The 22,925-nt window shown below is 70.9% G+C and carries 29 protein-coding genes; 10 read left to right on the top strand and 19 right to left on the bottom strand.

Annotated features, from left to right (window positions below; all coding sequences use genetic code 11):
- Window positions 1-20 precede the first annotated feature (20 nt).
- Together RKD05_RS02920 and RKD05_RS02915 are read left to right on the top strand one after the other, a co-directional pair.
- On the top strand, window positions 21-296 hold the full coding sequence (locus RKD05_RS02920) for a helix-turn-helix domain-containing protein (protein ID WP_424707925.1): 276 nt from the start codon (window positions 21-23) through the stop codon (window positions 294-296).
- 601 nt (window positions 297-897) lie between these two features.
- Window positions 898-1,536, top strand: coding sequence for a hypothetical protein (locus tag RKD05_RS02915; protein ID WP_424707923.1), 639 nt, complete (start codon window positions 898-900; stop codon window positions 1,534-1,536).
- Window positions 1,537-1,546: 10 nt separating this feature from the next.
- Here the strand turns inward: RKD05_RS02915 and RKD05_RS02910 are convergent, their stop codons facing one another.
- The 11 genes from RKD05_RS02910 to RKD05_RS02860 all read right to left on the bottom strand — a co-directional run bounded on the left by RKD05_RS02910 (window position 1,547) and on the right by RKD05_RS02860 (window position 10,251).
- Entirely contained in the window at window positions 1,547-1,978 is a 432-nt protein-coding gene (locus RKD05_RS02910; RefSeq protein WP_424707922.1) for a VanZ family protein, read from the bottom strand.
- 52 nt (window positions 1,979-2,030) lie between these two features.
- Window positions 2,031-2,201 (bottom strand): hypothetical protein, encoded by a 171-nt coding sequence (locus RKD05_RS02905; protein WP_424707921.1) that lies wholly within the window; start codon window positions 2,199-2,201, stop codon window positions 2,031-2,033.
- A 109-nt stretch (window positions 2,202-2,310) separates the two neighbouring features.
- A complete protein-coding gene (locus RKD05_RS02900) occupies window positions 2,311-4,314 on the bottom strand; it encodes an ABC1 kinase family protein (protein ID WP_424707919.1) in 2,004 nt (667 codons plus the stop codon).
- A 344-nt stretch (window positions 4,315-4,658) separates the two neighbouring features.
- Window positions 4,659-4,871 (bottom strand): hypothetical protein, encoded by a 213-nt coding sequence (locus RKD05_RS02895; protein ID WP_424707918.1) that lies wholly within the window; start codon window positions 4,869-4,871, stop codon window positions 4,659-4,661.
- A 10-nt stretch (window positions 4,872-4,881) separates the two neighbouring features.
- Window positions 4,882-5,469, bottom strand: coding sequence for a hypothetical protein (locus RKD05_RS02890; protein ID WP_424707916.1), 588 nt, complete (start codon window positions 5,467-5,469; stop codon window positions 4,882-4,884).
- The gene (locus RKD05_RS02885) at window positions 5,466-6,056 is read right to left on the bottom strand and encodes a DNA/RNA endonuclease G (RefSeq protein ID WP_424707915.1); all 591 of its coding nucleotides are present in this window, start codon (window positions 6,054-6,056) and stop codon (window positions 5,466-5,468) included. The genes RKD05_RS02890 and RKD05_RS02885 overlap by 4 nt, the downstream gene beginning before the upstream one ends.
- Window positions 6,053-6,442, bottom strand: coding sequence for a hypothetical protein (locus RKD05_RS02880; RefSeq protein ID WP_424707913.1), 390 nt, complete (start codon window positions 6,440-6,442; stop codon window positions 6,053-6,055). Before RKD05_RS02880 ends, RKD05_RS02885 begins: the two co-directional genes overlap by 4 nt.
- On the bottom strand, window positions 6,439-6,627 hold the full coding sequence (locus RKD05_RS02875; RefSeq protein ID WP_022878139.1) for a DUF2273 domain-containing protein: 189 nt from the start codon (window positions 6,625-6,627) through the stop codon (window positions 6,439-6,441). Before RKD05_RS02875 ends, RKD05_RS02880 begins: the two co-directional genes overlap by 4 nt.
- The gene (locus RKD05_RS02870) at window positions 6,624-7,097 is read right to left on the bottom strand and encodes an Asp23/Gls24 family envelope stress response protein (protein ID WP_424707912.1); all 474 of its coding nucleotides are present in this window, start codon (window positions 7,095-7,097) and stop codon (window positions 6,624-6,626) included. Before RKD05_RS02870 ends, RKD05_RS02875 begins: the two co-directional genes overlap by 4 nt.
- A gap of 183 nt (window positions 7,098-7,280) precedes the next feature.
- Window positions 7,281-8,606 carry a UDP-glucose dehydrogenase family protein gene (locus tag RKD05_RS02865; RefSeq protein ID WP_424707910.1) on the bottom strand — a complete coding sequence of 442 codons (1,326 nt, stop codon included), beginning with the start codon at window positions 8,604-8,606 and terminating at the stop codon, window positions 7,281-7,283.
- 73 nt (window positions 8,607-8,679) lie between these two features.
- The gene (locus RKD05_RS02860; RefSeq protein ID WP_424707909.1) at window positions 8,680-10,251 is read right to left on the bottom strand and encodes a sugar transferase; all 1,572 of its coding nucleotides are present in this window, start codon (window positions 10,249-10,251) and stop codon (window positions 8,680-8,682) included.
- A 328-nt stretch (window positions 10,252-10,579) separates the two neighbouring features.
- Here RKD05_RS02860 and RKD05_RS02855 point away from each other — a divergent pair, with 328 nt between their 5' ends.
- Window positions 10,580-11,665: a PIG-L family deacetylase gene (locus tag RKD05_RS02855; RefSeq protein WP_424707907.1), complete on the top strand. Its 1,086-nt coding sequence runs from the start codon at window positions 10,580-10,582 to the stop codon at window positions 11,663-11,665.
- 20 nt (window positions 11,666-11,685) lie between these two features.
- Here the strand turns inward: RKD05_RS02855 and RKD05_RS02850 are convergent, their stop codons facing one another.
- Window positions 11,686-12,210, bottom strand: a complete 525-nt coding sequence (locus RKD05_RS02850; protein WP_424707905.1) for a YbhB/YbcL family Raf kinase inhibitor-like protein — start codon at window positions 12,208-12,210, stop codon at window positions 11,686-11,688.
- A gap of 66 nt (window positions 12,211-12,276) precedes the next feature.
- The gene (locus RKD05_RS02845) at window positions 12,277-12,573 is read right to left on the bottom strand and encodes a hypothetical protein (RefSeq protein WP_424707903.1); all 297 of its coding nucleotides are present in this window, start codon (window positions 12,571-12,573) and stop codon (window positions 12,277-12,279) included.
- A 228-nt stretch (window positions 12,574-12,801) separates the two neighbouring features.
- Here RKD05_RS02845 and RKD05_RS02840 point away from each other — a divergent pair, with 228 nt between their 5' ends.
- Window positions 12,802-13,860 carry a PIG-L family deacetylase gene (locus RKD05_RS02840; RefSeq protein WP_424707901.1) on the top strand — a complete coding sequence of 353 codons (1,059 nt, stop codon included), beginning with the start codon at window positions 12,802-12,804 and terminating at the stop codon, window positions 13,858-13,860.
- A gap of 9 nt (window positions 13,861-13,869) precedes the next feature.
- Here RKD05_RS02840 and RKD05_RS02835 read toward each other — a convergent pair whose 3' ends face one another.
- From RKD05_RS02835 to RKD05_RS02820, 4 genes are all read right to left on the bottom strand, one after another.
- Window positions 13,870-15,000 (bottom strand): sensor histidine kinase, encoded by a 1,131-nt coding sequence (locus RKD05_RS02835; protein WP_424707900.1) that lies wholly within the window; start codon window positions 14,998-15,000, stop codon window positions 13,870-13,872.
- Complete coding sequence (locus tag RKD05_RS02830; RefSeq protein WP_424707899.1) at window positions 14,997-15,644, bottom strand: response regulator; 648 nt, start codon at window positions 15,642-15,644, stop codon at window positions 14,997-14,999. Before RKD05_RS02830 ends, RKD05_RS02835 begins: the two co-directional genes overlap by 4 nt.
- A gap of 85 nt (window positions 15,645-15,729) precedes the next feature.
- A complete protein-coding gene (locus RKD05_RS02825; protein ID WP_063256456.1) occupies window positions 15,730-16,146 on the bottom strand; it encodes an organic hydroperoxide resistance protein in 417 nt (138 codons plus the stop codon).
- Window positions 16,147-16,224: 78 nt separating this feature from the next.
- Window positions 16,225-16,704: a MarR family winged helix-turn-helix transcriptional regulator gene (locus RKD05_RS02820; RefSeq protein WP_424707898.1), complete on the bottom strand. Its 480-nt coding sequence runs from the start codon at window positions 16,702-16,704 to the stop codon at window positions 16,225-16,227.
- Between the two features lie 104 nt (window positions 16,705-16,808).
- On the opposite strand from RKD05_RS02820, the gene RKD05_RS02815 reads away from it, so the two are divergent.
- Window positions 16,809-16,946, top strand: a complete 138-nt coding sequence (locus RKD05_RS02815; protein ID WP_424707897.1) for a hypothetical protein — start codon at window positions 16,809-16,811, stop codon at window positions 16,944-16,946.
- Between the two features lie 13 nt (window positions 16,947-16,959).
- Here RKD05_RS02815 and RKD05_RS02810 read toward each other — a convergent pair whose 3' ends face one another.
- The gene (locus tag RKD05_RS02810) at window positions 16,960-17,457 is read right to left on the bottom strand and encodes a hypothetical protein (protein ID WP_424707896.1); all 498 of its coding nucleotides are present in this window, start codon (window positions 17,455-17,457) and stop codon (window positions 16,960-16,962) included.
- Window positions 17,458-17,641: 184 nt separating this feature from the next.
- Here RKD05_RS02810 and RKD05_RS02805 point away from each other — a divergent pair, with 184 nt between their 5' ends.
- The 4 genes from RKD05_RS02805 (at window position 17,642) to glmM (ending at window position 20,879) form a co-directional block, all read left to right on the top strand.
- On the top strand, window positions 17,642-18,379 hold the full coding sequence (locus RKD05_RS02805; protein ID WP_424707894.1) for a CPBP family intramembrane glutamic endopeptidase: 738 nt from the start codon (window positions 17,642-17,644) through the stop codon (window positions 18,377-18,379).
- Between the two features lie 188 nt (window positions 18,380-18,567).
- On the top strand, window positions 18,568-19,014 hold the full coding sequence (gene rplM / locus RKD05_RS02800) for a 50S ribosomal protein L13 (protein WP_022877308.1): 447 nt from the start codon (window positions 18,568-18,570) through the stop codon (window positions 19,012-19,014).
- 24 nt (window positions 19,015-19,038) lie between these two features.
- Window positions 19,039-19,509 (top strand): 30S ribosomal protein S9, encoded by a 471-nt coding sequence (gene rpsI, locus RKD05_RS02795; protein WP_022877309.1) that lies wholly within the window; start codon window positions 19,039-19,041, stop codon window positions 19,507-19,509.
- A 14-nt stretch (window positions 19,510-19,523) separates the two neighbouring features.
- Window positions 19,524-20,879, top strand: coding sequence for a phosphoglucosamine mutase (glmM, locus tag RKD05_RS02790; RefSeq protein ID WP_424707893.1), 1,356 nt, complete (start codon window positions 19,524-19,526; stop codon window positions 20,877-20,879).
- Between the two features lie 73 nt (window positions 20,880-20,952).
- Here the strand turns inward: glmM and RKD05_RS02785 are convergent, their stop codons facing one another.
- The gene (locus tag RKD05_RS02785) at window positions 20,953-21,882 is read right to left on the bottom strand and encodes a Ppx/GppA phosphatase family protein (RefSeq protein WP_022877311.1); all 930 of its coding nucleotides are present in this window, start codon (window positions 21,880-21,882) and stop codon (window positions 20,953-20,955) included.
- A 39-nt stretch (window positions 21,883-21,921) separates the two neighbouring features.
- Here RKD05_RS02785 and coaA point away from each other — a divergent pair, with 39 nt between their 5' ends.
- A complete protein-coding gene (coaA, locus tag RKD05_RS02780) occupies window positions 21,922-22,875 on the top strand; it encodes a type I pantothenate kinase (protein WP_424707891.1) in 954 nt (317 codons plus the stop codon).
- The last annotated feature ends 50 nt before the right edge of the window (window positions 22,876-22,925 follow it).

Genomic DNA, 22,925 nt, shown 5'->3' with positions numbered 1-22,925 from the left:
CGACCGGTCAAGCTGGATGCATGACCGACGCGCCCGATCCCTGGAACGAGTTCGCCCGCCAGTTCGGCGCCCGTCTCCTGCAGGCCCGCGGCCAGCGGGGTCTTTCGCAAGAGCATGTCGCGCATGCCGCCGGGTTGGCGACGTTCACCTATCGCAAGCTCGAGCGCGGCGAATCCAACCCGGGGACGCCGGCGAACCCGCGCCTCCGGACCATCGTCAGCCTGGCAGAGGTGCTGGGGATCGGTCTTGCCGACCTGCTCCCGGAGCCGCCGGAGGGCATCGCGCCCGGTCGCTGACGGCGGTGTCGGAGGCTCGTGCTTCACTTCCTCTGTGCCCACCGATGATCGGGTCGCCCTCGCGGGTGACCCGAAGAGAGAGGTGTTCGGCATGAGCGATTCCGATGTCCATCCCCGTCCCGCGACCACGCGCTGCCGGTTCGCGTGGTGTACGACGCTGCACGGCAGCACGGTCCATCCCGACGACGAGGCGCACCGGAGCGCGGGCATCGGCTTCTCGACCCGCGTGCGCGGTGTCGACGAGAGAGGTCGCGGAAGGGACGCCGATGTGGAGGTGGGCGTGCTGCGCCATCCGAATGACGTGGACGACTGGATCGTGATCGAGGTGGCGGGCGGCGGCATCGCGCTGAGCCCCCGCGGTGCCGCAGAGCTGCGGCGGATCCTGACCGAGGATCCCGGAATCGCTGAGACCTTTCCGCCTGAACCCCGGCGGAGGCACCGGCCACGTCCGGTGCTTCACCCCTGCCCGAGACGTTCGGGCCCTCACCGGGGTGCGCGCGCTCGTCGGGCGGGGACGGTGAACTGGAGGAGCGGGAGGGTTCCCCGCACCATCCTGGAAGGCGGTGCCGTCATCTCCACAACGCCGACGCGTGTTCTCATCGTGTGCACCGCCAACGCGATCCGGTCTCCCTTCCTCGAGCATCTGCTCCGGGCGCGTCTCTCGGAGACGGACCTGGTCCCGCCCGTCATCGGCAGTGCCGGTTCGGCGGCCCGTCCGGGGCGCGCGGCGGAACCCCGGGTCGTCGAGATCGGCCGCGCTCACGGGCTCGACCTCGATACCCATCGGACCCGCCGACTCGATGAACACCTGCTCGCATCGAGCGTGACGGTCTTGTGCGCCGCGGCGACGCATCGGCGCACCGTGCTCGACATGCGCCCCGACCTCTTGGACTCGACCTTCACCGTCCGCGAGTTCGCCCGTCTCCTCAGCGAGCAGACCGACCCGGTGAGGGGCCGAGGAGACTGGAGCGCCTTGGCGCGGGCAGCCGCGAGACAGCGCTCGCGCCCGCGGAGAGGAGCCCGCGGCGACGACGACCTCGTGGATCCCATCGCGCAGTCGGCCGAGGTGTGGGACGCATTCGAGCGGGACGCGGTTGCGGCCGTCGACGGCATCGTCCGCCACGCGGTTCGCCTCCTCCGCCCGAAGGTGGCGGCCCTCCGTACAGACCCGCCACCCCAGACGCGACGCGAGTGGAGGGCAGCGCGCGCTCTGCTCGATTCTTCGCAGACGCAGCGGTGACGACCGGCGGTCAGCGGCGCCGGAGCGCGCCCTTTCGGTGCAGGCGTCGCGCCGTAGAGAGCCCCACGGCACCGATGACGCCGCCGACGGTGTTGGCCGCCACGTCCACGGCGCTCGAGGTGCGCCCGGGGAGGAACACCCCTTGCGTGATCTCGACGAGCAACGGCACGACCCACGCCAATCCGAGGATCACGAACGGACGCCCGGGGAACACGGACGCGAGGATCACACCGAACGGCACGAGGAGCACGACGTTCAGGGTCGGATCGATGCCGAGGGGGAACGCTGCGGGCGCGATCCGCAGAAGCGCGGCGTACAGCGGCCCGGCGTCAGCGTCGACGTGCTCCGGCCAGAACAGCAGCAGCGCGAGCGCGACGAGATACCCGGCGGCCAGGGCGGTGGCGAGGCCTCGCGCTCGAGCGGGTCGTGCCGTTATGCGCATGCCTCACGGTAGGCATCCCGATCGCGATGGACGCCCCGGTCTCCGCGCGAGATCAGAGGGTGATCGCGGCGCTCAGCGCGGCGGCCGAGGGGACGGCGTCGAGTGTCCGCGCTTCCTCGGTGTCGGCTCGGGCGATCATGCGTCCGAGGCCGATTCCGGCGGCCAGCGCAGCGACGATCCAGGTGGCGATGCCGATGACCACGGCGACAACGACAAGAACCATGGGACTTCTCCTTTGGAGTCCGGTGGTGCACAACGGGTGACTGGGTGAAACTGTAGCGGTCTGATGAGGTTCCTGAAGAGACTGCCGCGCCGCGGCGAAATGCGCTATGTCATTTCCGTCGGGCGAAGGTTCGCCGCACGACGCGGAGAAGGCCGAGGAAGCCGAACAGGCCGATGACGGCGCCGAGGATGGCGAAGAGCGTCACCGAGCCCCCGAGGACCGGCCCGCCGCCCGACACGACGAGCACGACGGCGATGACGACGGCGGCGATGGAGACGAGTGTCGTGGCCAACTCCGACGTGATCCTGCTCAGGATGCCACTGGTGTCCGTGCCGTCGTCGGAGCGGAGCGTGATTCCGATCGAACCGCGCTCGATGCCGGTCAGCAGCGCCTCGAGTCGTTGGGGCATCCGCTGCAGGCGTGCGAGGGAGATCACACTCGTCGCTTGCAGATCGGTCGCCAGACGGCTCAGCGAGATCGTGCGCCGGAGGAGGGCCGGCATCAGCGGCAGTGCGCGACCGACCATGTCGTAATCCTCGACGATCACGCGGAGGCATCCCTCCAGTGTCGCGAAGCTGCGCAGGGCTGAGGCCAGTTCCCCCGGCAGGGCGATGCGATGCTGCCGGATGACGTCGACGATCCGCGTGAAGATCGATCCCTGCCCCGCGCTGTGCACGTGTTCGGCGGTGAGCACGACACCGACGTCGTGACGGAAGGCATCCAGGTCCACGTCGCCGGGGGCGTCGACGATGAGCAGGAGCGCGTCGGTCGCGGCGACGTCGTTCTCACTCAGAGCCGCGAGGAGGAACGCCGTCATGTGCTGGCGGCGGCTGCGTTCGATGATGCCGACCGCGCCGAAGTCGATCAGGCCGAGAGTCCCCTCGGTGGTGAGCAGGACATTGCCGGGATGCAGATCGGCGTGGAAGACGCCGTAGACGAGGATCTGTTCGATGACCGTCGTCATCAGGACCTCGGCGAGGTGATCGCGTTGCTCTGTGCTCAGCGAGGCCAGGTGGTCCGCGGAGTCGCTGAGGGCGGCACCGTCGACGAGCTCCATGGTGAGGACGCGGGTGCTGGAGGCTGCGGGGAAGGCGGCAGGCACGGTGACGAGTCCCCGTCGGGCGGGCTCGGCGTCGTCGATGCGCTCGATCGTCGCACGGATCATCTCCGTGTTGCGGGCCTCGATGCGGTAGTCGAGCTCCTCCAGAAGGGTGGTGGTGAACCCCCGGGCGACGGACTCGATGTGGAGATCGCGGCCCACCCGGGTGCGCGCCTGGGCGCGATGGGCCAGGCGCCCGATGATGTCGGCATCCGCCTCCACCTGCGCCCGAGCGGCGGGACGCTGCACCTTCACCACGACGGGGGTTCCGTCGTGCAGGACCGCACGATGCACCTGTGCCACCGATGCGGCGGCGAGGGGCTCGTGGTCGATCTCCGCGAAGACCTCGTCGACGGGGCGGCCCAGGTCGGTCTCGATGACCTCGCGGACGATCTCCCAACGGAGGGTGGTCGCCTTTGTCTGCAGGGAGGCGAGAGCGCTGAGGTACGGCTCCGGGATGAGGTCGCGGCGTGTCGAGAGTACCTGGCCGAGCTTGACGAAGCTGACCCCGGCGTCGTTGATCGTCGCCACGATGGCGCGTGCCCGCTCCTCCGAGGTGCTCAGTTGCTGTTCCACCCGCGAGTGGCCGCCGTGGAACAGCCAGCCCACGCCGTGTCGGGAAGCGATCGCCAGGATGTCCAGGTAACGGCGGGTGCGCTTGCGTTGACGGAGTGCCGCGCGGATCACATCGATCGGGTTCGGCAGCGGCCGCGTCGGGAAGATCGCCTCGCTCGCGACCAGGGCGGCGACGCCGAGAGCGAAGACCCAGCTCACGGACAGGGCGATGAGTCCGATCCAGAGCCAGACGTCGTCCGCTGCGAGTGTCGCCCCGTCCGGCATTCCGGTCTGACGCAGCACCCATCCCGCGACGGGGACGCCGAGGAAGAAGACCAGGAGGCCGACCACGATGCTGCGCGGCCATCCGACGGCGGTCCCGAGGATCTGGCGGGCGACGAAGCCGACGAGGATCGCGCAGACGACCGCCACGAGGGCGATGAGCAGGGTGACGACCACGGGGTCAGCGTAGCCGCCGCCTCACGCGATGCGAATGAGCTCGCATCCGGGGCACACCCAGACGTCCGAAGACGCTCGGCGCTGCGGCTGGAGTGTGTGCAGACATCGCGGACACCTCGGGGGGAATCCGTCGGCGGTCCCGTCGTCGTGGGGGAGCGGGGAGGTGCGTGCGGAGGGGGCGGGGGGATGGTGGCGGGGGAGCATCGCGGCCTTTCTGTCGAGGGCATTTTTACATGCGCATGCGAGAGGGCGTGCGCCCCATCCACAGGGTGCCCGCGCAAACGCGAACGGGGGAGGAGTGCCGAGCACCCTCCCCCGTTCGACGCGCGGATCGCGGCCCCGCTCTAGTGGCGGAGCTTCCGAAGCGCCTTCTTCGCCCTCTTCTCCGCCTCCGCTGCGGCCCGGCGCCGACGTCGGCGCGAGCGCGGGTCGTCCCAGAGCCGGACGAGTTGGTGTCCGACCGACTCGCGGCTCTTCACCTGGACGCGAGCGGCACGCGTGCCGAGGACGTAGGCCACGATGGCGACGGCGCCCACGGCGATGATGCGGTTGCGCATGGCATCCCTCCTACTGCAGACGCTTCTGATCGTGGGCGAGCTTCGCGCGCAGGCTCGAGTGCACCGAGACGAAGGTGCGGAACTGCTGGCCGGTCAGGGTCGCGAGGTTGGTCACCAGCGTGTCCACGTCTTCCGCGATGCGGCGGGGAGACGTGTTCTGCCGAGGCGTGACGCTCACGTGGAGCACCGTCTCCTTGCGGACCTCGTTCGACGCGATGCGCGAGACCAGGATCTCGTCGCGCTCGTCGAGCGAGTTCTTCAGCGCGGCCGCGGCGAAGCCGTCCGTGATGGTGATGCGTCCCGCGTCGCTCTCCGCGCCCGTGGACTGGAGCGGGACACGGTGCTTCCCGCGCACGGCGCCCACGGCCACGAGCACGAGAACGAGCACGATCACCGCGAGGGCGGCGATGACGCCGATCCCGAAGGCGGGCTCGCCGACGCCGTCGGCCCAGCCGCGGATGCCGTCGGCGGTCCCTGTCCACGCGTCGGCCAAGCCCGGCACCGCGGCGACGGCGATGACGAGAGCGCCGAACGCGAGCAGGACGGCGGCCACGACGAACAGCACGATGCGGTTGAGGGCGCGGTTGGTGTTCCTCATCGGGAGTTCTCCTTCTCGGCATCGGCCGGCCGCTCCACGCGTACGTGCGTGCGTACGGACGGGCTCAGGTGGTAGGTCGCCACCTCGTCCTCCACGATCTGGCGGAGGCGGTCGGCATCCACGGGGATGCCGAGGGGTGGACGCACGGTCACGTCGACGGTGCGGTGGGCGACACCGACGACGACGTTCTCACGAGCGATCCCGGAGGACAGGCTCAGGTGCTGAGCGAGGGCGGAGGCCACGACGCCGTTGTCCACGACGACGGCGCGCTCCCCCCACGCCATCTCGTGCCGCGAGAGGCGGCCCGGGGCCACCGCGATCACGAGCACGATGAGACCGACGAGAGCGATGACGGCGCCGACCGCGATCTGCCCGGCGGGAACGAGAGCGGACGGCAGCCCGGCGAGGGCGTCGAAGGCGGCCCCGGGCGTCACGAGCAGCGGCGGCCGTCCCGCGAGGGACAGGGCGATCTCGACGGCGGCGTACACGGCGGCGAGGACGAGCAGCGTGACGACGACGAGCATCGCACCGGTGCGGGGCGAATGCGTCTCGCGGCGCACGACGGTGCGCAGAACGGAATCGGTCATCTCACCCTCCTTCTCTTCGGGGTCGTCGCCCCGGCGATGGTCAGATCCACGCGCGACACCTCACGCCCGAACAGGCGGGTGAGGCGGTCGTGGAGGTCGCGCTGGATGCCGTGCGCCGCCTCCAGGACGGGCGTTGCGGACCGCACGGCTTCGGTGTCGTCCAGACGCGGGATCGGAAACGGTGCCCGCACGCGGACCACGACGGTGTCGCGGGACGCGGCGATGTCGACGGACACGTCGGCGCGGTCCACACCAATGGTCTCGGCGGCGGCCTGCTCGGCCGCCTTGCGGAACACGCGATCGGCGACATCTACCCGACCGGCGGTGCGCGCGGGGGCCCCGCCCCCCGGGGCGGCGGAGGCCACCCCGGGAAGCGCGGTGGTCACGATGTGCTCCGACCCGAGAATGCGTTGGCGATGCTGCGGATGTCGATCTGGCCGGAGACGATCCGACCGACGACCGCACCGATCGCCATGAACAGGGCGACCAGCAGGAAGCCCCAGAATCCGAAGATCAGCGCGGCCGCGGCCAGGACGAGGCCGACGAGGGCGCCGGTGACGGTCGGGTTCATGACACGCGCGAGGGGGTCGAGTCGTCGTCATCGTCACCCGGGATGTGGATGTCGTTGACGTCGACGTTGACCTCGACGACCTCGAGGCCGACGAGACGGCTGATGGCACTGGCGACGCGCGCGCGCACCTGGTCGGCCACCTCCTGGATCGGGGCCGGGTACTCGACCACGATGGTGAGGTCGGCCGCGGCCTGGGTCTCGCCCACCTCGACCTTGACGCCCTGCGTCAGGTCGGTGGCGTTGATCGCGTCGCGGATCGCGCCGAAAGCGCGGGCGCCGCCGCCGCCGAGGGCGTGCACGCCGGTGACCTCGCGCGCGGCGATGCCGGCGACCTTGGCCACGACGGAGTCGGCGATGGTGGTCTTGCCGGCGGTGTCCGCGGTGGGCGTGGCGGAGCCGGTGAACGCGCGGTCCACGCGCGACGTCTGCGGCGCGGCGACGGGCGCCGCGGGCTTCTCTTCGATAGCCATCGGAGTGTCCTTCCAGTACGTTCTGCCCCGGCGATCCCAGTGATCCCGGTGCAGCGGTGTTCGCTTACTGGTGAGACGTACGCGGCGGGCGTTTCGTCACGCCGCGGTCGGAAGTTTCTTCCGCGCCCGCCGCAACGACGAACGCCCCGGCGAGGCCGGGGCGTTCGTGCATTCTGCGCGGGGTCAGGGGCGACCCATGCCGTAGTACGTCCAGCCGGCGGAGCGCCAGGCGGCGGCATCCAGGCAGTTCCGGCCGTCGACGACGATGCGACCGGCCGTGAGCTCCGCGGCGTGCGCCGGGTCGAGCTCACGACGGTACTCGTCCCACTCGGTCACGACGATCACGGCGTCCGCGTCGCGCAGGGCCTCGTCGCGGTCCTCGACGTAGGTCAGCTGCGGGTGGATGCGACGGGCGTTCTCGATCGCGGCCGGGTCCGTCAGGGTGACGTCGGCGCCGAGCCCGTGCAGGCGCACGGCGACGTCGAGAGCAGGGGAGTCGCGGATGTCGTCGCTGTGCGGCTTGAAGGCCGCGCCCAGGACGGTGACCTTCTTCTCGAACACCGAGCCGCCCAGGGCCTGGACGGTGAGATCGACGGCGCGATCACGACGCCGGAGGTTGATCGCGTCGATCTCGCGCAGGAACGCCACGGACTCACCCCGGCCGAGCTCTTCGGCGCGGGCCGAGAACGCGCGGATGTCCTTGGGGAGGCAGCCGCCGCCGAAGCCGATGCCGGCGCCGAGGAAGCGGCGCCCGATGCGCGCGTCGTGGCCGATCGCGTCGGCAAGAGTGGTCACGTCGGCGCCGGTCACCTCCGCGATTTCGGCCATCGCGTTGATGAAGCTGATCTTCGTCGCGAGGAACGCGTTCGCCGAGACCTTCACGAGCTCCGCCGTGGCGTAATCCGTGACGATGAACGGCGTGCCCTTCGCGACGGACGGGTGGTAGACCTCGCGCAGCACGTCGGCGGTGCGGGCTCCCTCCTTCGTCGGGCCGCCGTCGGCGCTCGGCACGCCCGCGACGAGACGGTCGGGGTCGACCGTGTCCTGGACGGCCCATCCCTCGCGCAGGAATTCCGGGTTCCAGACGAGGGTCGCACCCCGCTCGGACACACGCGGCGCCAGCGACTCGGCCGTACCGACCGGCACGGTCGACTTGCCGGCGACGATGTCCCCCTCGGAGAGGAAGGGGAGCAGACCGTCCACGGCCGCGTGCACGTACGTGAGGTCGGCCGCGTAGCCACCGGGCTGCTGCGGCGTTCCGACACCGATGAAATGCACCTTCGCGCCCTGGGCGGCGGCCATATCGGTGGTGAACGACAGGCGGCCCGACTCGATGCCCTCGGTGAGGATCTCCTGGAGGCCGGGCTCGAAGAACGGCGCCTCTCCCTTGGAGAGTGCGGCTACCTTCCGCTCATCGACGTCGATTCCGACCACTTCGTGTCCGATCGAGGCCATCGCCGCCGCGTGAACGGCTCCCAGGTATCCGCAACCAATCACAGAAAGACGCACGGGTCTCCTCCAGCTCTGTACCCAGACGGCGCGCGGGTGCCACGCCGTCGACCCACGCGGGGACGCGGGGAGTTCACGCGGCCGTCTCGCCCGGCGCCAGCGCGGCACGGGCGGTCTTGCCGAGGATCACGAAGTCGCCGACGAGGGTCCAGTTCTCGACGTACGACAGGTCGAGACGCACCGACTCCTCCCAGGACAGGGACGAACGACCGCTCACCTGCCACAGACCGGTGATGCCGGGCTTCGCAAGGAATCGCCGGTGCACGTGATCAGCGTAGAGGGCGACCTCGGAGGGCAGCGGCGGTCGCGGGCCGACGAGCGACATGGATCCGCCGATGACGTTGAACAGCTGAGGCAGCTCATCGAGGCTGAACTTCCGCATGATCCGCCCGATCGGCGTGACGCGCGGGTCGTTCTTCATCTTGAAGAGGACCTCGTTGCCGGCGTCCCTCTCCTCCTTGGCGAGCTGCTCGAGCATGTCCTCCGCGTTGACGACCATCGATCGGAACTTGATCATCGTGAACTCGCGACCGCGGAAGCCGACGCGCTTCTGTCGGAAGAACACCGGACCCTCGCTCGAGAGGCGTACGGCCATCGCGAGGAACGCCAGGACCGGGCTCAGGAGGATGACGCCGATGACGCTCGCGACCAGGTCGACGGTGCGCTTCAAGAACACCTGCCCGCGGGAGAAGCGCGGGGTTTCCACGTGGATGAGGGGGAGACCGGCGACCGGGCGCGTGTGCAGCCGCGGGCCGGCGATGTCGATGATGCTCGGCGCGAGCACGAGGTGCTGGCGGCCCGCCTCGAGGCTCCAGGAGATCTGCTTGACCTTGTCGGCCGGCAGCTCGTCCGCGCTGGTCACGGCGACCGTGTCCGCGCCGGTGACCTGGAGAGCGCGGGAGATGTCGCCCACGTGTCCCATGACGGGGATGTCCGTCCCCGGGATCGTGTCGGCGACCTTGCCGCTGGGCACGCAGGCTCCGACGACGCGGTAGCCGGCGTTCGGATTGCGGGCGAACTCCCGGGCGACCTGTGTGACCGAGGGGAGGGATCCGACGAGCAGCACGTTGGCCGAGTACTTCCCCCGTGAGCGCTGGACGACCAGCCACTTGCGCCAGAGCCAGCGCGTGAAGATCAGGACCAGGATGCCGACGGGCAGGCTGATCAGGAGGTATCCGCGCGCCACGTCGATCTGTGTGAGGAAGGCGATGATGGCGATCGTGCCGAACAGGCGGAAGCTGGAGTCGACGATGCGGATGTACTCCTGCGAACCCGTGCCGAGCACGCGGTCGCTGCGCGAATCGATGAAGGAGAGTGCCCACATCCACGCGACGATGAGCACCGCGGAGAACAGCCAGTAGGAGAGGTCGGAGATCCGGCTGTCGTGGCTGGCCGCGATGGCGGCATTGCCGGTCCCGAACCACGCCAACTGTGTTCCGTACACGACCCAGATCAGCGAGGCGAGGTCAGTGATGATGAGGTTGCGGCGGTAGCGCTGGCGCCAACGGTCGCGCGTCGCCGCCGAGCCCTGCGGCTCGCGGTCGAGGAAGGAAGCGCGGATCGATGTTGCTGTCGCCGCATCATCGATGTCGGCGACGGCGCTCTGCGACGTCGGTGTCGCGCCGACCTTGAGGTCAGACGTCACAGTGCTTTGGCCCCTTTCCCCGGTGATCCGGATCGTGGTTCTCGTGGTGAACGATAACAGCCTGAACTCACCCCGTGAATCACCCCTGCATGAACGAATTGTTTCCTGAGTGCTCGGCACGGTCACCCCAGATTTCCCTGAATGGCAGGGTTGTCCTCCAAACGGGGGACCGCCCCGGACACCGCGCGCGGTGGGGTGCATGGGCACTCCGGGGGCGCTCATCCCGGTTGGGCGAGCCTCACCCCGGCGCGAGACCTGCGCCCGCTACACTCGCTCCCGGTCGACGGCGCGCGGATGCCCGTGACCGCGACGCCCGGGGGGACCGCCGATGACACGTGCCGATCGGCGGACGCCGCTGCCCGCCCGCCTCGGGGCGGGGGCTCTGATCGCGGTGCTGGCATCCCTGCTCGTGGTCGGCGGATCGATCGTGGCGGCGGCCGCCCTCGGGATCTGGCCGACCGGTGCCACCGCATCGGTCGCCGCGCCGAGCCCTTCGCCGACGGACCCCGTGTCGCCGCGCCGCACCTCGTCACCTGTGGCCAGCCCGACGCCGCCGACTCCGACGGCCGCCCCGACGCCCCCTTCGCCCGCTGCCGAGACCTGCGCCGGCGACACCGTCCTCACGGTGTGGGCGCATCCGGACGACGACATCATCTTCGCCAACCCCACCATCTCGGACGCGCTCGCGGCCGGGCAGTGCGTGCGCAGCCTCTTCCTCACGGCGGGGGATGCAGGCCGGGGGCTCGGCTACGCCCGGGAGCGCGAGCAGGGCATCCTGAACGCCTACGACCACATGCGGGGCTCAGCCGGTGCGTGGGACTCGACCCTGGTCACCCTCGATGCGGGGCTACGGGTGGAACGTCGCAGTCCGCAGGGTGATCCGCGGGTGTCGGTTCTGTTCGCGCACCTGCCGGACGGGAACATCACCGACGGCGGATTCGACGCGACCGGTCATCAGACGTTGAGCAAGCTCCTCGACGGCGGGATCGGGACGATCTCCCCCATCGACGGTGGCCCGGCGGTGGACCGGCCGCATCTGTCGGCCGCGCTCGCAGAACTCGCCGCCGCGCTGCGCCCCGCCCGCACGCTCACACACGTTCCGCGGGGGAGTGCGTACGCGTCAGGCGATCATCCCGACCACTCCGTGGTCGGCACGCTGGTGCGGGACTCCATCGGCCGCGATGCGGCGGCGGCTCCCGGCATCCTCTACTTCATCGGTTATCCGTCGCAGGACCTGCCCCGCACGCTGGACGGGGCGATTCTGGATGCCAAGGTGGAGACGTATCGCCTCTACGCGCAGCACGATGACGTGGTCCGCTGCGCCGACCGGGATGCGTGCCTCAAGACCCGCAGGTTCGGGGAGTGGCTGCGGAGGTCGTACCCGGTGACCGAGGCCGACCTCCGCTTCTCCTGATCGGGGAGGGTCGCGCCCCGTCAGTGCTGGAAGGTGCCGTGGATGATCGCCCGACCCAGGGTCTGGAAGGCGAGGGTGAACGACACGACCGCGGGGGTCGCGGAGGCATCGAGGCCGAGGCTCGGTGCGCCCACCGCATGGACGACGAAGAAATAGCGGTGCGGCTGATCGCCCTCGGGAGGTGCGGCACCGAGGAAGCCGGCGTCGCCGCCGTCGTTGCGGACGTGGAACGCCCCTTCCGGCAGTCGTCCTGACGCGAAGTCCGCGGGGATCTCCCTCAGATCGCCGGGGAGGTCGACGAGAACCCAGTGCCAGAAGCCGCTCGGCGTCGGGGCGTCCGGATCGAAGCACGTGATCGTGAAGGACTCGGTGCCCTCCGGGACGTCCGACCAGCGCAGGTGCGGTGACGTGTTCCCTCGAGCGGCGACCTGGGCGTCCTTGAGCGGCTGGGCGTCGGTGACGTCGTCGCTCACGACCTCGAAGGAGGCCACCGCCGGGAGGAGCGGATACGGATCGGGGGTCTGCGGGCGGGTGAGATCAACCATGGCTGCACGCTAAGAGGTCGATCGGTGCGTGAGGGCGGGCTTGCGCCGGAACGTGTCCGCGAGTACTCACGGGCGTCGGTGGGAGCCGTTCAGCTCCAGGAGTGCGCGGGCGACGTCGTGGCATCCTTCGGGCGAGGGGAGGCCGTAATCCGTCTCGAGGACGGTCCGCAGGTCGGCGGCGAGTTCGTCGGCATCCGGGTGCTCGGCGAGAGCGGCCATGATCGGCAGCAGCAGATCGTCGTATTCGTCGTCGGGCCAGCCTTCGCCGATGAGGCGCACGCCGATCGGGTCCCACTCCCACAGGACGGCGCGGATACGACGAGCGAGCGGGGACAGCGACCGCGGCGGTGAGGACGTCTGCATGCGGCGAGTGTTCCCGTCCTCCCTAGGTGTCGGCTGGGTGGCCGCGATGAACCCGGTGCGCGTCCCCCTGTGCCCCCCGACCGGCGCGTCTCCCCCCGCCTCCCGGTGGGGTGTGGCGTGGAGTGACGCGTCTGCGGGCACCCGGCGCGATAGCGTCGTCAGGTCAGGCCGAGCGCCGACGGCCCGAATCCGTCGCGTCCGGTCGGGGGGACACAGGACGGAGCTACGGTGGAGCACGACGACCTTTCCGGGGCGGAGGGGGACAACGACGACGCCATGAAGGCCGCGCGTCGCGTGCGCGTGACGCGCCGGGGCTTGATCATCGGCGGGCTGGTCGCGGCGGTCGGTCTAGGCGGTGGGGCGCTCCTCGCACGGCAGCTGCGCCGCGCGGGCCCGCCGACCGGGGTCTGGACGCCGCTGCGGCCGATCCCCGCGCCGGCGTCGCCCGCGGGGGTCTCCCCGGCGGCCGAGGCGCCGGGGGTCAACGCGCGGGCGACGATCTGGGCCCACGCCGACGACGACATCATCTTCGCCAACCCGGAACTGTCCGAAGCGATCGGCTCCGGCGTCGTCGTCCGCGCCGTCTACGTCACCGCGGGCGACGCCGGGAAGGGGCTCGAGTACGCGAAGGATCGGGAGGCCGGCATCCGTGCCGCGTACGACCTCATGCGCGGCTCGACGGCGCCGTGGGACGAGCGCACGCTCACGCTCCTCAGCGGTGCGCGTGTCACCCGATTCGTGCCGACCGACGAGCCCCGGCTCTCGATCACGGTGCTGCGCCTTCCCGACGGCGGCTTGAACGCGAAGGGCTTCACCGCGACCGGCAACGCCGGGCTGACGCAGCTCATCAACGGCGAGGTGTCCGAGCTCGCGCCGGTCGACGGCGCACCGTCGTACGACCTTCCGCGTCTGACGGCGACGCTGGCCGAACTCCTGGGCGCCGCGCAACCCGACCGCGTGAGCACCAACGTCCCGCATGAGAGCGCCTACGCGCGCGGTGACCACCCGGACCACTCGTGCGTCGGCTCACTGGTGCGCGCGACCGCACCCGTCGTCGGCATCCCCCCGGAGGCGGTGTCGTACTACCTCGGCTACCCGTCCCAGGATCAGCCCGTCAACGTCACCGGTCCGGCTCTGGATGCCAAGGTCGACGTGTACCGCACGTACGCGGCCGACGACCCGGTGGTCCGCTGCGCCGATTCGGCGACGTGTCTCGCACAGCCCGGATTCGGCGAATGGCTGCGTCGGACGTACCCGAAGACCGAGCCCGAGCTGCGCCTGTCCTGACGGGGGCGCTCAGCGCTCGGGTTCGCGGGCGGGGAGCTGCACGGCGAGGCGGAATCCGCCGTCGGGCCGCCCCTCGGCATCGAGTCGGCCGCCGAGGAGCTCGGCGCGCTCCCGCAGTCCGCGCAGGCCCGCCGCGCCCGAGGGCAGCGGAAGGGCGGGGGCCGTGGGCGGTCCGTTCTCGACCAGAACCTCGATCGTCGTGGTCGACGTGCGGACGGTCACCCGCACGGGAGCGCCCGGCGCATGCTTCCGCGCGTTCGTCAGGCCCTCCTGCACGGTGCGGTACACGGCGCGCTGCAGCGGAGGTGCGACGTCCGTCCCGAGGTCGGTGATCAGAGCCGCGGGGAGACCGCTGTCCGCCACCAGGCGGGGAAGGTCCTGGAGAGTCGGTTGGGGCTTGTCGCCGAGCGTGGGCGCGCCGTCGGCGCGGAGCACGCTCACCATCTGTCGCAGCTCGTCCAACGTCCGGACCGCCAGCGAGCGGATCACGCCCGCGGTGCGGCGGGCGTCCGGGTCGGTCGACGAGACCTGGAGGGCGCCGGCCTGCACCGCGATCAGACTCACCTGGTGGGACACCACGTCGTGCATCTCGCGCGACAGTCTCGCGCGCTCCTGCCGAAGCACGTCCTGCTCGTCGCGGCGCCTCTCCGACTCCCGCGCCGCGGAGAGGTCCGCGATCCGGTCGCTCAGTTCGCTGCGCGTCCGGACGAGGGCGCCGAGCGCGATCGGGGTCGCGGCGTACAGCAGGGCGTAGAGGAGGGACGGCGCGAGGTAGTCGAGTTCGGGCAACTGCCAGTCCGGCAGGAGGAAGCAGACGAACGTGACGGCACCCGCCGCGAGGAGCGGCGGAAGACGGCGTTCGCGCACCGCCACGGAGTAGAGGGCGATCGGGGCGGCGATTGTCATGGCATCCACCACCAGTCCGGGGAGGACGAGCACGAAGGCGACCCAGGGGAAGCCTCGACGGAGGAACAGCCCCGCGACCGCGACCGCGGCGAGAGCGATCTCGAACGGCGTCCAGTCCGGCACGAGCACGATGACGTCGACGACGGCAGCGGCCGCCAGCGCGAGGTCGGTGACCACCGCGAACCACCGACGGCGGGTGAGCGCCGCCAGACGTCCGCGGGATTCGGGTCTCATCGTCGGTCGCCGCCCCGGCGGGCGCGCTCCGCGATGAGCGCCGCCTCCAGACGCGAGGAGACCGACAGCTTCGCGAGGATCGCGCTCACGTGGTCCTTCACCGTCGCGCCGCTGAGGTGCAGGCGCTTGCCGATCTCCGCGTTCGACTCACCCGTCGGGAGGTGTTCCAGCACGTCGCGCTCGCGTTCGGTGAGGAGGGCCACGCGCTCGGCGGCATCCAGGTCGGGTGCGCCGACGTAACCGTCGACGAGCGTGCGGGAGACCTGCGGGGAGAGCACGACCCCGCCGGCGGCGAGCGAGCGCACCATCGCCGCGAGGTGTTCGGGGGGAGTGTCCTTGACCAGGAAGCCCGACGCACCGCCCTGCAGAGCGCGCGCGATGTGCTCGTCGGTGTCGAAGGTCGTGAGGATGCCGATGACCGGGCGGTCCGGATCGTCGCGGAGGTCGGCCAGCACGTCCAGACCGCTGCGTCCCGGCATCCGGATGTCGAGGAGGACGACGTCCGGGCGTTCGCGCCGGATGACCTCGACGGCCTCGTCGCCGTCGACGGCGGCGACCACCTCGATGTCGTCCGCCGCGCCGAGGATGAGCTCGAAGCCCGAGCGGACGAGGGCTTCGTCGTCGACGATCAGGACGCGGATCACGACAGTCACCCTACGTCCGGGCCCTCATGCGCAGGTACGGGAAGGGGCGCCCCGTTCCCGGAGCGCCCCTTCCCGCGATCGCGCCTCAGTCGTCGGAGACCGTGACCGTGACCTCGATGTTGCCCCGCGTGGCGTTGGAGTACGGGCAGACCTGGTGCGCCTCGTCGGCGAGCTGCTGGGCCTGGTCGTGCTCGATGCCCGGCAGGACGACCTCGAGCAGCACGGCGAGCTGGTAGCCGCCCTGGCCGTTCGGGCCGATCTGGACGCGTCCCCCGACGGACGAGTCCTGCAGCTTCACCTTGTGGCCGCGCGCGACGGCGTGCAGGGCGCTGTGGAAGCACGCGGCGTAGCCGGCGGCGAACAGTTGCTCGGGGTTGGTGCCCGCCCCTGAGCCGCCCATCTCCTTGGGGACGGCGACGTCGAGGTCGAGGTCGCCAGCGACGACGCGGCCGTTGCGGCCTTCTCCGGTCGACAGGGCTTCGGCGGTGTAGAGGACGTCCATGGGTGGGGTTCCTTTCTCGGGGACGAACGGATGCCGTACGGCATCCGTGGGCAGGAGCGGGCGCGGCGCGCCCCTCGGTCAGGAGGCGCGGCTGCCGCCGCCGACCGCGTCGATCACGGTCTGCGGGTGGTCGCGGAGATCGCGCATCGCCACGGTCAGCTGCTGGAGCGCGCGGATCATCTCGTGGGCGCTGTCGGCGTCGGTGATGCCCGATCCGACCGCGATGCAGCGCGGGACGTGGGCGAGTTCCTCGCGCATCGCGCGTCCCCGCGGGGTGAGCGAGACCGTTACGACGCGCTCGTCGTCGGCGCGACGCTCGCGGGTGACGTACCCCGCGGCCTCCATGCGCGCGAGCATCGGCGAAAGCGTGCCCGAATCGAGCTGCAGCGCTTCACCGAGGCCGCTCACCGTCTGATCGCCGTCGTTCCACAGCGTCACGAGGGCGAGGTACTGGGGGTACGTGAGGTCCCACGGATCGAGGAGGACGCGATACGCCTGCGTGGTAGTGCGGCTGGCCGCGTACAGGGCGAAGCACACGAGGGAGTCGACGGCGGGCATGTCAAAACAATTGCACACAATTGAATTGTGCACAACTCGAATCGAACGCCGTCGGCGAAGTCAACCCCTGACGTCTCCGGCCTCACGCGCCCACCATGGGACCCATGACCCCCCGCAGCGACGCGAGTGCCGTCTCGTCGTCGGGCTTCCTGCCCGACGGAGACCGCGATGTCCTCGCCATCAACGGGCACCACTTCGACCTCGGCATCGCCGACGTGCCGGGGTTCGCCGACCTCGCCTGAGCGGCCGGTCGCGTCAGCCCGCGGACCGCACGATCGTGCCGTCCGCGACCGACACCGCGACGTCGCCCGCGTCGGTGAAGGCGACCTTCCACGCCGCGTCGGCGCCGTGCTCCAGCGAGACCTCGCCGACGCTGCCGTCGCCGTCGTGCGCGGCCGCGGCCACCCGCACCGCGTCCGCGAGCGTGGTGGGCGCGGCATCCATCGTCGCCCGGTCGTCCGGGTCGAGATCGCCGTCGTCCCGGCGATCGGTGACGGTGGGGCCGGCCAAGTCGACATCGACCTCGACCTCGCGGCCCGCGGCGGCGACGTGCACCTGCGCCGTGCCGTCCTCGATCTCGAGCTCGAACGCCCGGCCGCCCGCCTCCGATTCCGCGAGGACCACCGCGGCGATCACGGTCTCGTAGCCGACGCCCGCGGAGGGGCCGACGCCGGGGGAGGACCCGCAGCCCGCGAGGGCGAGCGAGAGCCCGAGGGTCGACAGACCGGCGGCGAGAGAGCGGAGGGATGCCATGGCGCGAGGCTAGCGACCAGGAGATGTCGCGTCCGAGTCGTTGCGTCGGCGTGCGCGATGTGCCATCGGACCGGGGCCTGTCGGGTGAGGAACCGGTGTCGCGCGGGTGGGAACAGCGGACTTCCGTCGCTCGCTCGCGCGCAGCAGCCCGGCGAGCCTCGGGTCGAGCCGTACGGTACGTCCCATGTTCGAGCCCGTCCGTGCTGCCCCCGCGCGCTCGCGTCGGCGCCCACGAGCCTGGCGCGACGGCGGATCGAGCGTCGCGGGGTGGGGCGCCGACCTCCTCGGCTGGTCCGTCGTCTCGCTCGGGGTGGGGATCCTCGGGGCTCGAGCCGGTGCCGTTCTGCTGCCCGCAGCCCTGGCGCCCTTCGTGTGCCAGGCAGTGCTGTGGGCCGCGTTCGTGGTGCCGAGCGTGTGGGCGTTCCGCCGTTCCCGCCCGCGCGGGCTCCTGCGCTTCCGCGGGGCCGATCTTCTGATCGGCGTGGTGTGGGGCGTCGTCCTGCGCTTCGCGCAGGGGGCGCTCGCGAGCGCGGCGGGCGAATCGGCGTGGCCCGCCCCCGTCGATCTCACGTCCACGCCCTTCGTCACGGAGGCGATCTTCGCGACGACCATCGCCCCCGTCCTGGAGGAGACGTTCTTCCACGGGGTGCTGCTCGTCTGCCTCTACACCGTGGTGCGACGTCTCAGCGGTCGCGTGGCCGCGGCCATCGCCGCACTCGCGGTCACGACTCTGCTCTTCGTCGCCGCCCACGGACTGGTCGCGCCGATGGGTCCCGCCGACACCGCGTCGCTCGCGCTGGTCGGTGCCGCCGCGGGAACCGGCGTGGTGGCGACGGGGCGGTTGTGGCCCGCGGTCCTCGTGCACGCGGTCTACAACCTGACCGGCATCGCCGTCGTCGTCGTGGCCTCCGTCGCGGCGTGACGAGAGCGTCGCCGTTTGGCCGTGGCATCCGGATGCCGTAGGCTAACTGTTTGGTGCCCGCCTCACTGCGAGCGGGTTGCCCGAACGTGAGCCCTCCACCGGCCCAGTTGCCCGGTCATCGACCGGAGAACCGACCACCGGAGCGGGATTCACGAACTCCTCCGTTCGATCAAGAAAGCAGCACTACTGTGACGCGCACTTTCACCCCCAAGGCCGCTGAGGTCACGCGCGAGTGGGTCGTTATCGACGCCACCGACGTCGTCCTCGGCCGTCTGGCCTCGCACGCGGCGGCCCTCCTCCGCGGCAAGCACAAGGCGACCTTCGCCAACCACATCGACTCGGGCGACTTCGTCATCGTGATCAACGCCGACAAGGTCGCGCTCACGGGTCAGAAGCTCCAGAAGAAGATGGCCTACCGCCACTCGGGTTACCCGGGCGGCCTCAAGGCCGTCAGCTACGAGGAACTCCTCGAGAAGAACCCCGTCCGCGCGGTCGAGAAGGCTGTCCGCGGCATGCTGCCCAAGAACAGCCTCGGTGCGGCGCAGCTCAAGAAGCTCAAGGTCTACCGCGGCGCCGAGCACCCCCACGGTGCTCAGCAGCCCACCGCGTACACCTTCGACCAGGTCGCCCAGTAAGCGCCGCCGGATAAGGACGAAACAGTGTCGAACATCGACCCCACCAACTACAGCACCGAGACGCCGGCCGAGCAGTCCGTCGTCGCGGCCGAGCGCCCCGTTCTCTCGGTCCCCGGCGCAGCCGTCGGCCGTCGCAAGCAGGCCATCGCCCGCGTGCGCCTGGTCCCCGGCTCCGGCACGATCACGGTCAACGGCCGCACGATCGAGGACTACTTCCCGAACAAGCTCCACCAGCAGCTCATCAACGACCCGTTCACGGTCCTCGAGCTCGCCGGCGCCTACGACGTGATCGCCCGCATCTCCGGCGGTGGCCCCTCGGGTCAGGCCGGTGCCCTGCGTCTCGGCATCGCTCGCGCGCTGAACGAGATCGACGTCGAGAACAACCGCCCGGGTCTGAAGAAGGCCGGCTTCCTGTCGCGCGACGCTCGCGTGAAGGAGCGCAAGAAGGCCGGTCTCAAGAAGGCCCGCAAGGCGCCTCAGTACTCCAAGCGCTGAGTTCGACGTTCCGGATGCCTCTGTTTGGCACGGACGGGGTGCGGGGGCTGGCCAACGGCCTCCTCACCGCCGAGCTTGCGCTGCACCTGGCCCAGGCGACCGCGGTCGTCCTGGGCCAGGGCCGTTCGGCGGAGGCGCGCAAGGCCGAAGGCCGCCGTCTCACCGCCGTCATCGCGCGCGACCCGCGGGTCTCGGGGGAGTTCCTCGCGGCCGCGGTCGCCGCGGGCCTCGCCTCCTCCGGCGTCGATGTGCTCGACGCGGGTGTCATCCCGACGCCGGCCACGGCGTTCCTGATCGCCGATCGTGACGCCGACTTCGGCGTGATGGTCTCGGCGTCGCACAACCCCGCTCCCGACAACGGGATCAAGATCTTCGCCCGCGGTGGCACGAAGCTGCCCGACATCGTCGAGGAGCGCATCGAGCGCGCCCTCGAGTGGGATCGGCTGCAGCCGACGGGCGCCGGCGTGGGCCGCATCCGTCGCTTCGCGGACGCCGAGGACCGCTACGTCGTGCACCTTCTCGGCTCCCTGCCGCACCGGCTCGACGGCATCCACGTCGTCCTCGACTGCGCGAACGGTGCGGCCGCCGGTGTCTCGCCGGAGACGTTCCGCGACGCGGGCGCGCAGGTGACCGTGATCGGCGCCGACCCCGACGGTCTCAACATCAACGACGGCGTCGGTTCGACGCACCTCGACGTCCTGTCCGAGGCCGTCGTCCGCCTCGGCGCCGACGTGGGCATCGCGCACGACGGCGACGCCGACCGCTGCCTCGCCGTGGACGCGCAGGGGAACGTCGTCGACGGCGACCAGGTCATGGCGATCCTCGCCGTGGCCATGAAGGAACGCGGCGCTCTCGCGCACGACACCCTGGTCGCGACGGTCATGAGCAACCTCGGGCTCCACCGCGCGATGGCGGCGCACGGCATCCAGGTGAAGCAGACAGCCGTCGGCGACCGCTACGTGCTCGAGGCGATGAACGAGGGCGGCTACTCGCTCGGCGGTGAGCAGTCCGGTCACGTCATCATGAGCGAGTTCGCGACGACCGGCGACGGCCTGCTCACGGGGCTGCACATCGTCGCCGAGATGGCGCGGCAGAAGAAGACGATGGCGGAGCTCGCCGCGATCATGACGGTGTACCCGCAGGTGCTCGTCAACGTCCGCGGCGTGGACCGCGACGGGGTGTCCGACGACGTCGTGCAGGAGGCCGTGCGGGCCGCAGAGGCCGAGCTGGGTGACTCCGGCCGCGTGCTGCTGCGTGCGTCCGGCACCGAGCCGCTCGTGCGCGTGATGGTGGAGGCCGCGTCCGAGGACGTCGCCCGCGCCCACGCCGATCGCCTCGCCGAGGTCGTCCGCGAGCGCCTCGCCCTCTGACGCGTGAATCGCCAGGATTTGTCGCCTTTGGGTACCCCGAGGCGACAAATCCTGGCGACTCACGCTCCGTGGGTCAGTACTCCAGCGACTCGATGTAGCGCAGGAGTACGCCCTCGCGGAGCGCCCAGGGCGAGACCTCGAGCTCGTCGACGTCCATCGCCTTCATCGCGCGCTCGACCACGATCGCGGCCGCGACGATCTGGAACGTGCGGTCCGCGGTGATGCCGGGGAGCGCCTCACGGGCGTCCGCGGGGATCCGGGCGAGCCGCGGGATCCAGTCCTTCAGCTCCCGTCGCGGCAGCACCATCCGGTCGATCCCCGACCACCCGGGCACCGGGTATCCGGCGAGCTTCGCGAGCGAGCGGATCGCCTTCGACGAGCCGATCACGTGATCCGGGCGGGGGAGGGCGGCGAAGCGCTCGGCGACCGGGGCGAGGACGGATGCCGCGTGCTGACGCAGCGCGTCGATCTCGTCCTCGCTGGGCGGGTCGTGGGGGAGGAACTGCACCGTCGAGCGGCCCGCGCCCAGCGGCACGGACTCGGCGAGCTCGGGCAGGTCGTCGGCGCCGCCCGCGATCTCGAGCGACCCGCCGCCGATGTCGAACAGCAGGATCTGGCCGGCCGACCAGCCGAACCATCGCCGCACGGCGAGGAACGTGAAGCGCGCCTCGGTCTCGCCGCCGAGCACCTGCAGGGGCTGCCCCAACACCTCCTCAATGCGCGCGATGACCTCTTCGCCGTTGGTCGCCTCGCGCACAGCGGACGTCGCGGTGGCGAGCAGTTCGTCGACGCCCTCCGCCTTCGCCCGCTCGCACGCCTGGGTCACGGCATCCACGAGGCCCGCGACTCCCTCGGCGGAGATCGAGCCGTCCGGCTCCAAGTACCGCATGAGGCGCAGGACCGAGCGGTGCGACGTCGTCGCGGTGGGCCGCCCACCCGCGCGCGCATTCGCGACCAGCAGGTGGACGGTGTTGGAACCGATGTCGAGAACCCCGAGTCGCACGCTCCGAGCGTAGCGGGAGGCCGCGGGTAGCATGGGCGGGTGTCCGCTGCCGAGACCGCTGCTCCCGCGCCGTCGCTGAGCCCCTACCGTCAGATCGATCGCGCCGATTGGGCCCGCATGGCCGGCGGCATCGAGCAGCCGCTCACCGAGACCGAGGTCGTGCAGCTGCGCGGTATCGGCGACCGGCTGGATCTCCGCGAGGTCGCCGAGGTGTATCTGCCGCTCAGCCGCCTGCTGAGCCTCTACGCCCGCGCGACGCGTCGGCTCGGCGCCGACACGAGCGCGTTCCTGGGCGAACCGGATGCCACGACCCCCTTCGTCATCGGCGTCGCCGGTTCCGTCGCGGTGGGAAAGTCCACGATTGCGCGTCTGCTGCGCGAGCTGATGAGCCGGTGGCCCGACACCCCGCGCGTCGAGCTCGTGACCACGGACGGCTTCCTCTACCCCAACGCCGAGCTCGAGCGTCGCGGCCTCATGGACCGCAAGGGCTTCCCCGAGTCCTACGACCGTCGCGCCCTCGTGGAGTTCCTCAGCGAAGTGAAGTCCGGTGCGGAAGAGGTGCGCGCGCCGTTCTACTCGCACGTGCAGTACGACATCATGCCCGACGCCCACGTCACGGTGCACCGGCCCGACGTCGTGATCGTCGAGGGGCTCAACGTGCTGCAGCCCCCGCCCACGCCGAACGACGTCGCGGTCAGCGACCTGTTCGACTTCTCCATCTACGTGGATGCCGATGCGGCCCACATCGAACGCTGGTACGTCGACCGCTTCCTGGCGCTGCGCGACAACGCGTTCACGAACCCGACGTCGTTCTTCCGCGTCTTCGCCGACATCAGCGACGAGGAGGCGGTGTCGCGCGCGCTCGGGTTCTGGCGAGAGATCAACCTGCCGAACCTCGAGGAAAATGTGCTGCCCACCCGGCACCGGGCCAAGCTGGTGCTGCAGAAGGGCGCCGACCACACCGTCGATTCGGTTCTCCTGCGCAAGCTCTGACGACTCCATCCCCGCGGGGGTTCGCTCAGGCACGGCCACGTAGACTCGGA

This window comes from Microbacterium sp. SLBN-111 (assembly GCF_049739645.1).
GTDB lineage: Bacteria > Actinomycetota > Actinomycetes > Actinomycetales > Microbacteriaceae > Microbacterium.
The sequence above is the reverse complement of the archived record's forward strand: the minus strand, read 5'-3'. Positions and strand labels throughout refer to the sequence as shown.

Excerpts from the sequence above, each read along its gene's own strand:
- RKD05_RS02920 (WP_424707925.1), top strand. The coding sequence starts at position 21 with ATGACCGACGCGCCCGATCCCTGGAACGAGTTCGCCCGCCAGTTCGGC.
- RKD05_RS02910 (WP_424707922.1), bottom strand. The coding sequence starts at position 1,978 with ATGCGCATAACGGCACGACCCGCTCGAGCGCGAGGCCTCGCCACCGCC.
- RKD05_RS02905 (WP_424707921.1), bottom strand. The coding sequence starts at position 2,201 with ATGGTTCTTGTCGTTGTCGCCGTGGTCATCGGCATCGCCACCTGGATC.
- RKD05_RS02895 (WP_424707918.1), bottom strand. The coding sequence starts at position 4,871 with ATGCGCAACCGCATCATCGCCGTGGGCGCCGTCGCCATCGTGGCCTAC.
- RKD05_RS02890 (WP_424707916.1), bottom strand. The coding sequence starts at position 5,469 with ATGAGGAACACCAACCGCGCCCTCAACCGCATCGTGCTGTTCGTCGTG.
- RKD05_RS02885 (WP_424707915.1), bottom strand. The coding sequence starts at position 6,056 with ATGACCGATTCCGTTCTGCGCACCGTCGTGCGCCGCGAGACGCATTCG.
- RKD05_RS02875 (WP_022878139.1), bottom strand. The coding sequence starts at position 6,627 with ATGAACCCGACCGTCACCGGCGCCCTCGTCGGCCTCGTCCTGGCCGCG.
- RKD05_RS02870 (WP_424707912.1), bottom strand. The coding sequence starts at position 7,097 with ATGGCTATCGAAGAGAAGCCCGCGGCGCCCGTCGCCGCGCCGCAGACG.
- RKD05_RS02855 (WP_424707907.1), top strand. The coding sequence starts at position 10,580 with ATGACACGTGCCGATCGGCGGACGCCGCTGCCCGCCCGCCTCGGGGCG.
- RKD05_RS02850 (WP_424707905.1), bottom strand. The coding sequence starts at position 12,210 with ATGGTTGATCTCACCCGCCCGCAGACCCCCGATCCGTATCCGCTCCTC.
- RKD05_RS02845 (WP_424707903.1), bottom strand. The coding sequence starts at position 12,573 with ATGCAGACGTCCTCACCGCCGCGGTCGCTGTCCCCGCTCGCTCGTCGT.
- RKD05_RS02835 (WP_424707900.1), bottom strand. The coding sequence starts at position 15,000 with ATGAGACCCGAATCCCGCGGACGTCTGGCGGCGCTCACCCGCCGTCGG.
- RKD05_RS02825 (WP_063256456.1), bottom strand. The coding sequence starts at position 16,146 with ATGGACGTCCTCTACACCGCCGAAGCCCTGTCGACCGGAGAAGGCCGC.
- RKD05_RS02820 (WP_424707898.1), bottom strand. The coding sequence starts at position 16,704 with ATGCCCGCCGTCGACTCCCTCGTGTGCTTCGCCCTGTACGCGGCCAGC.
- RKD05_RS02815 (WP_424707897.1), top strand. The coding sequence starts at position 16,809 with ATGACCCCCCGCAGCGACGCGAGTGCCGTCTCGTCGTCGGGCTTCCTG.
- RKD05_RS02810 (WP_424707896.1), bottom strand. The coding sequence starts at position 17,457 with ATGGCATCCCTCCGCTCTCTCGCCGCCGGTCTGTCGACCCTCGGGCTC.
- RKD05_RS02805 (WP_424707894.1), top strand. The coding sequence starts at position 17,642 with ATGTTCGAGCCCGTCCGTGCTGCCCCCGCGCGCTCGCGTCGGCGCCCA.
- glmM (WP_424707893.1), top strand. The coding sequence starts at position 19,524 with ATGCCTCTGTTTGGCACGGACGGGGTGCGGGGGCTGGCCAACGGCCTC.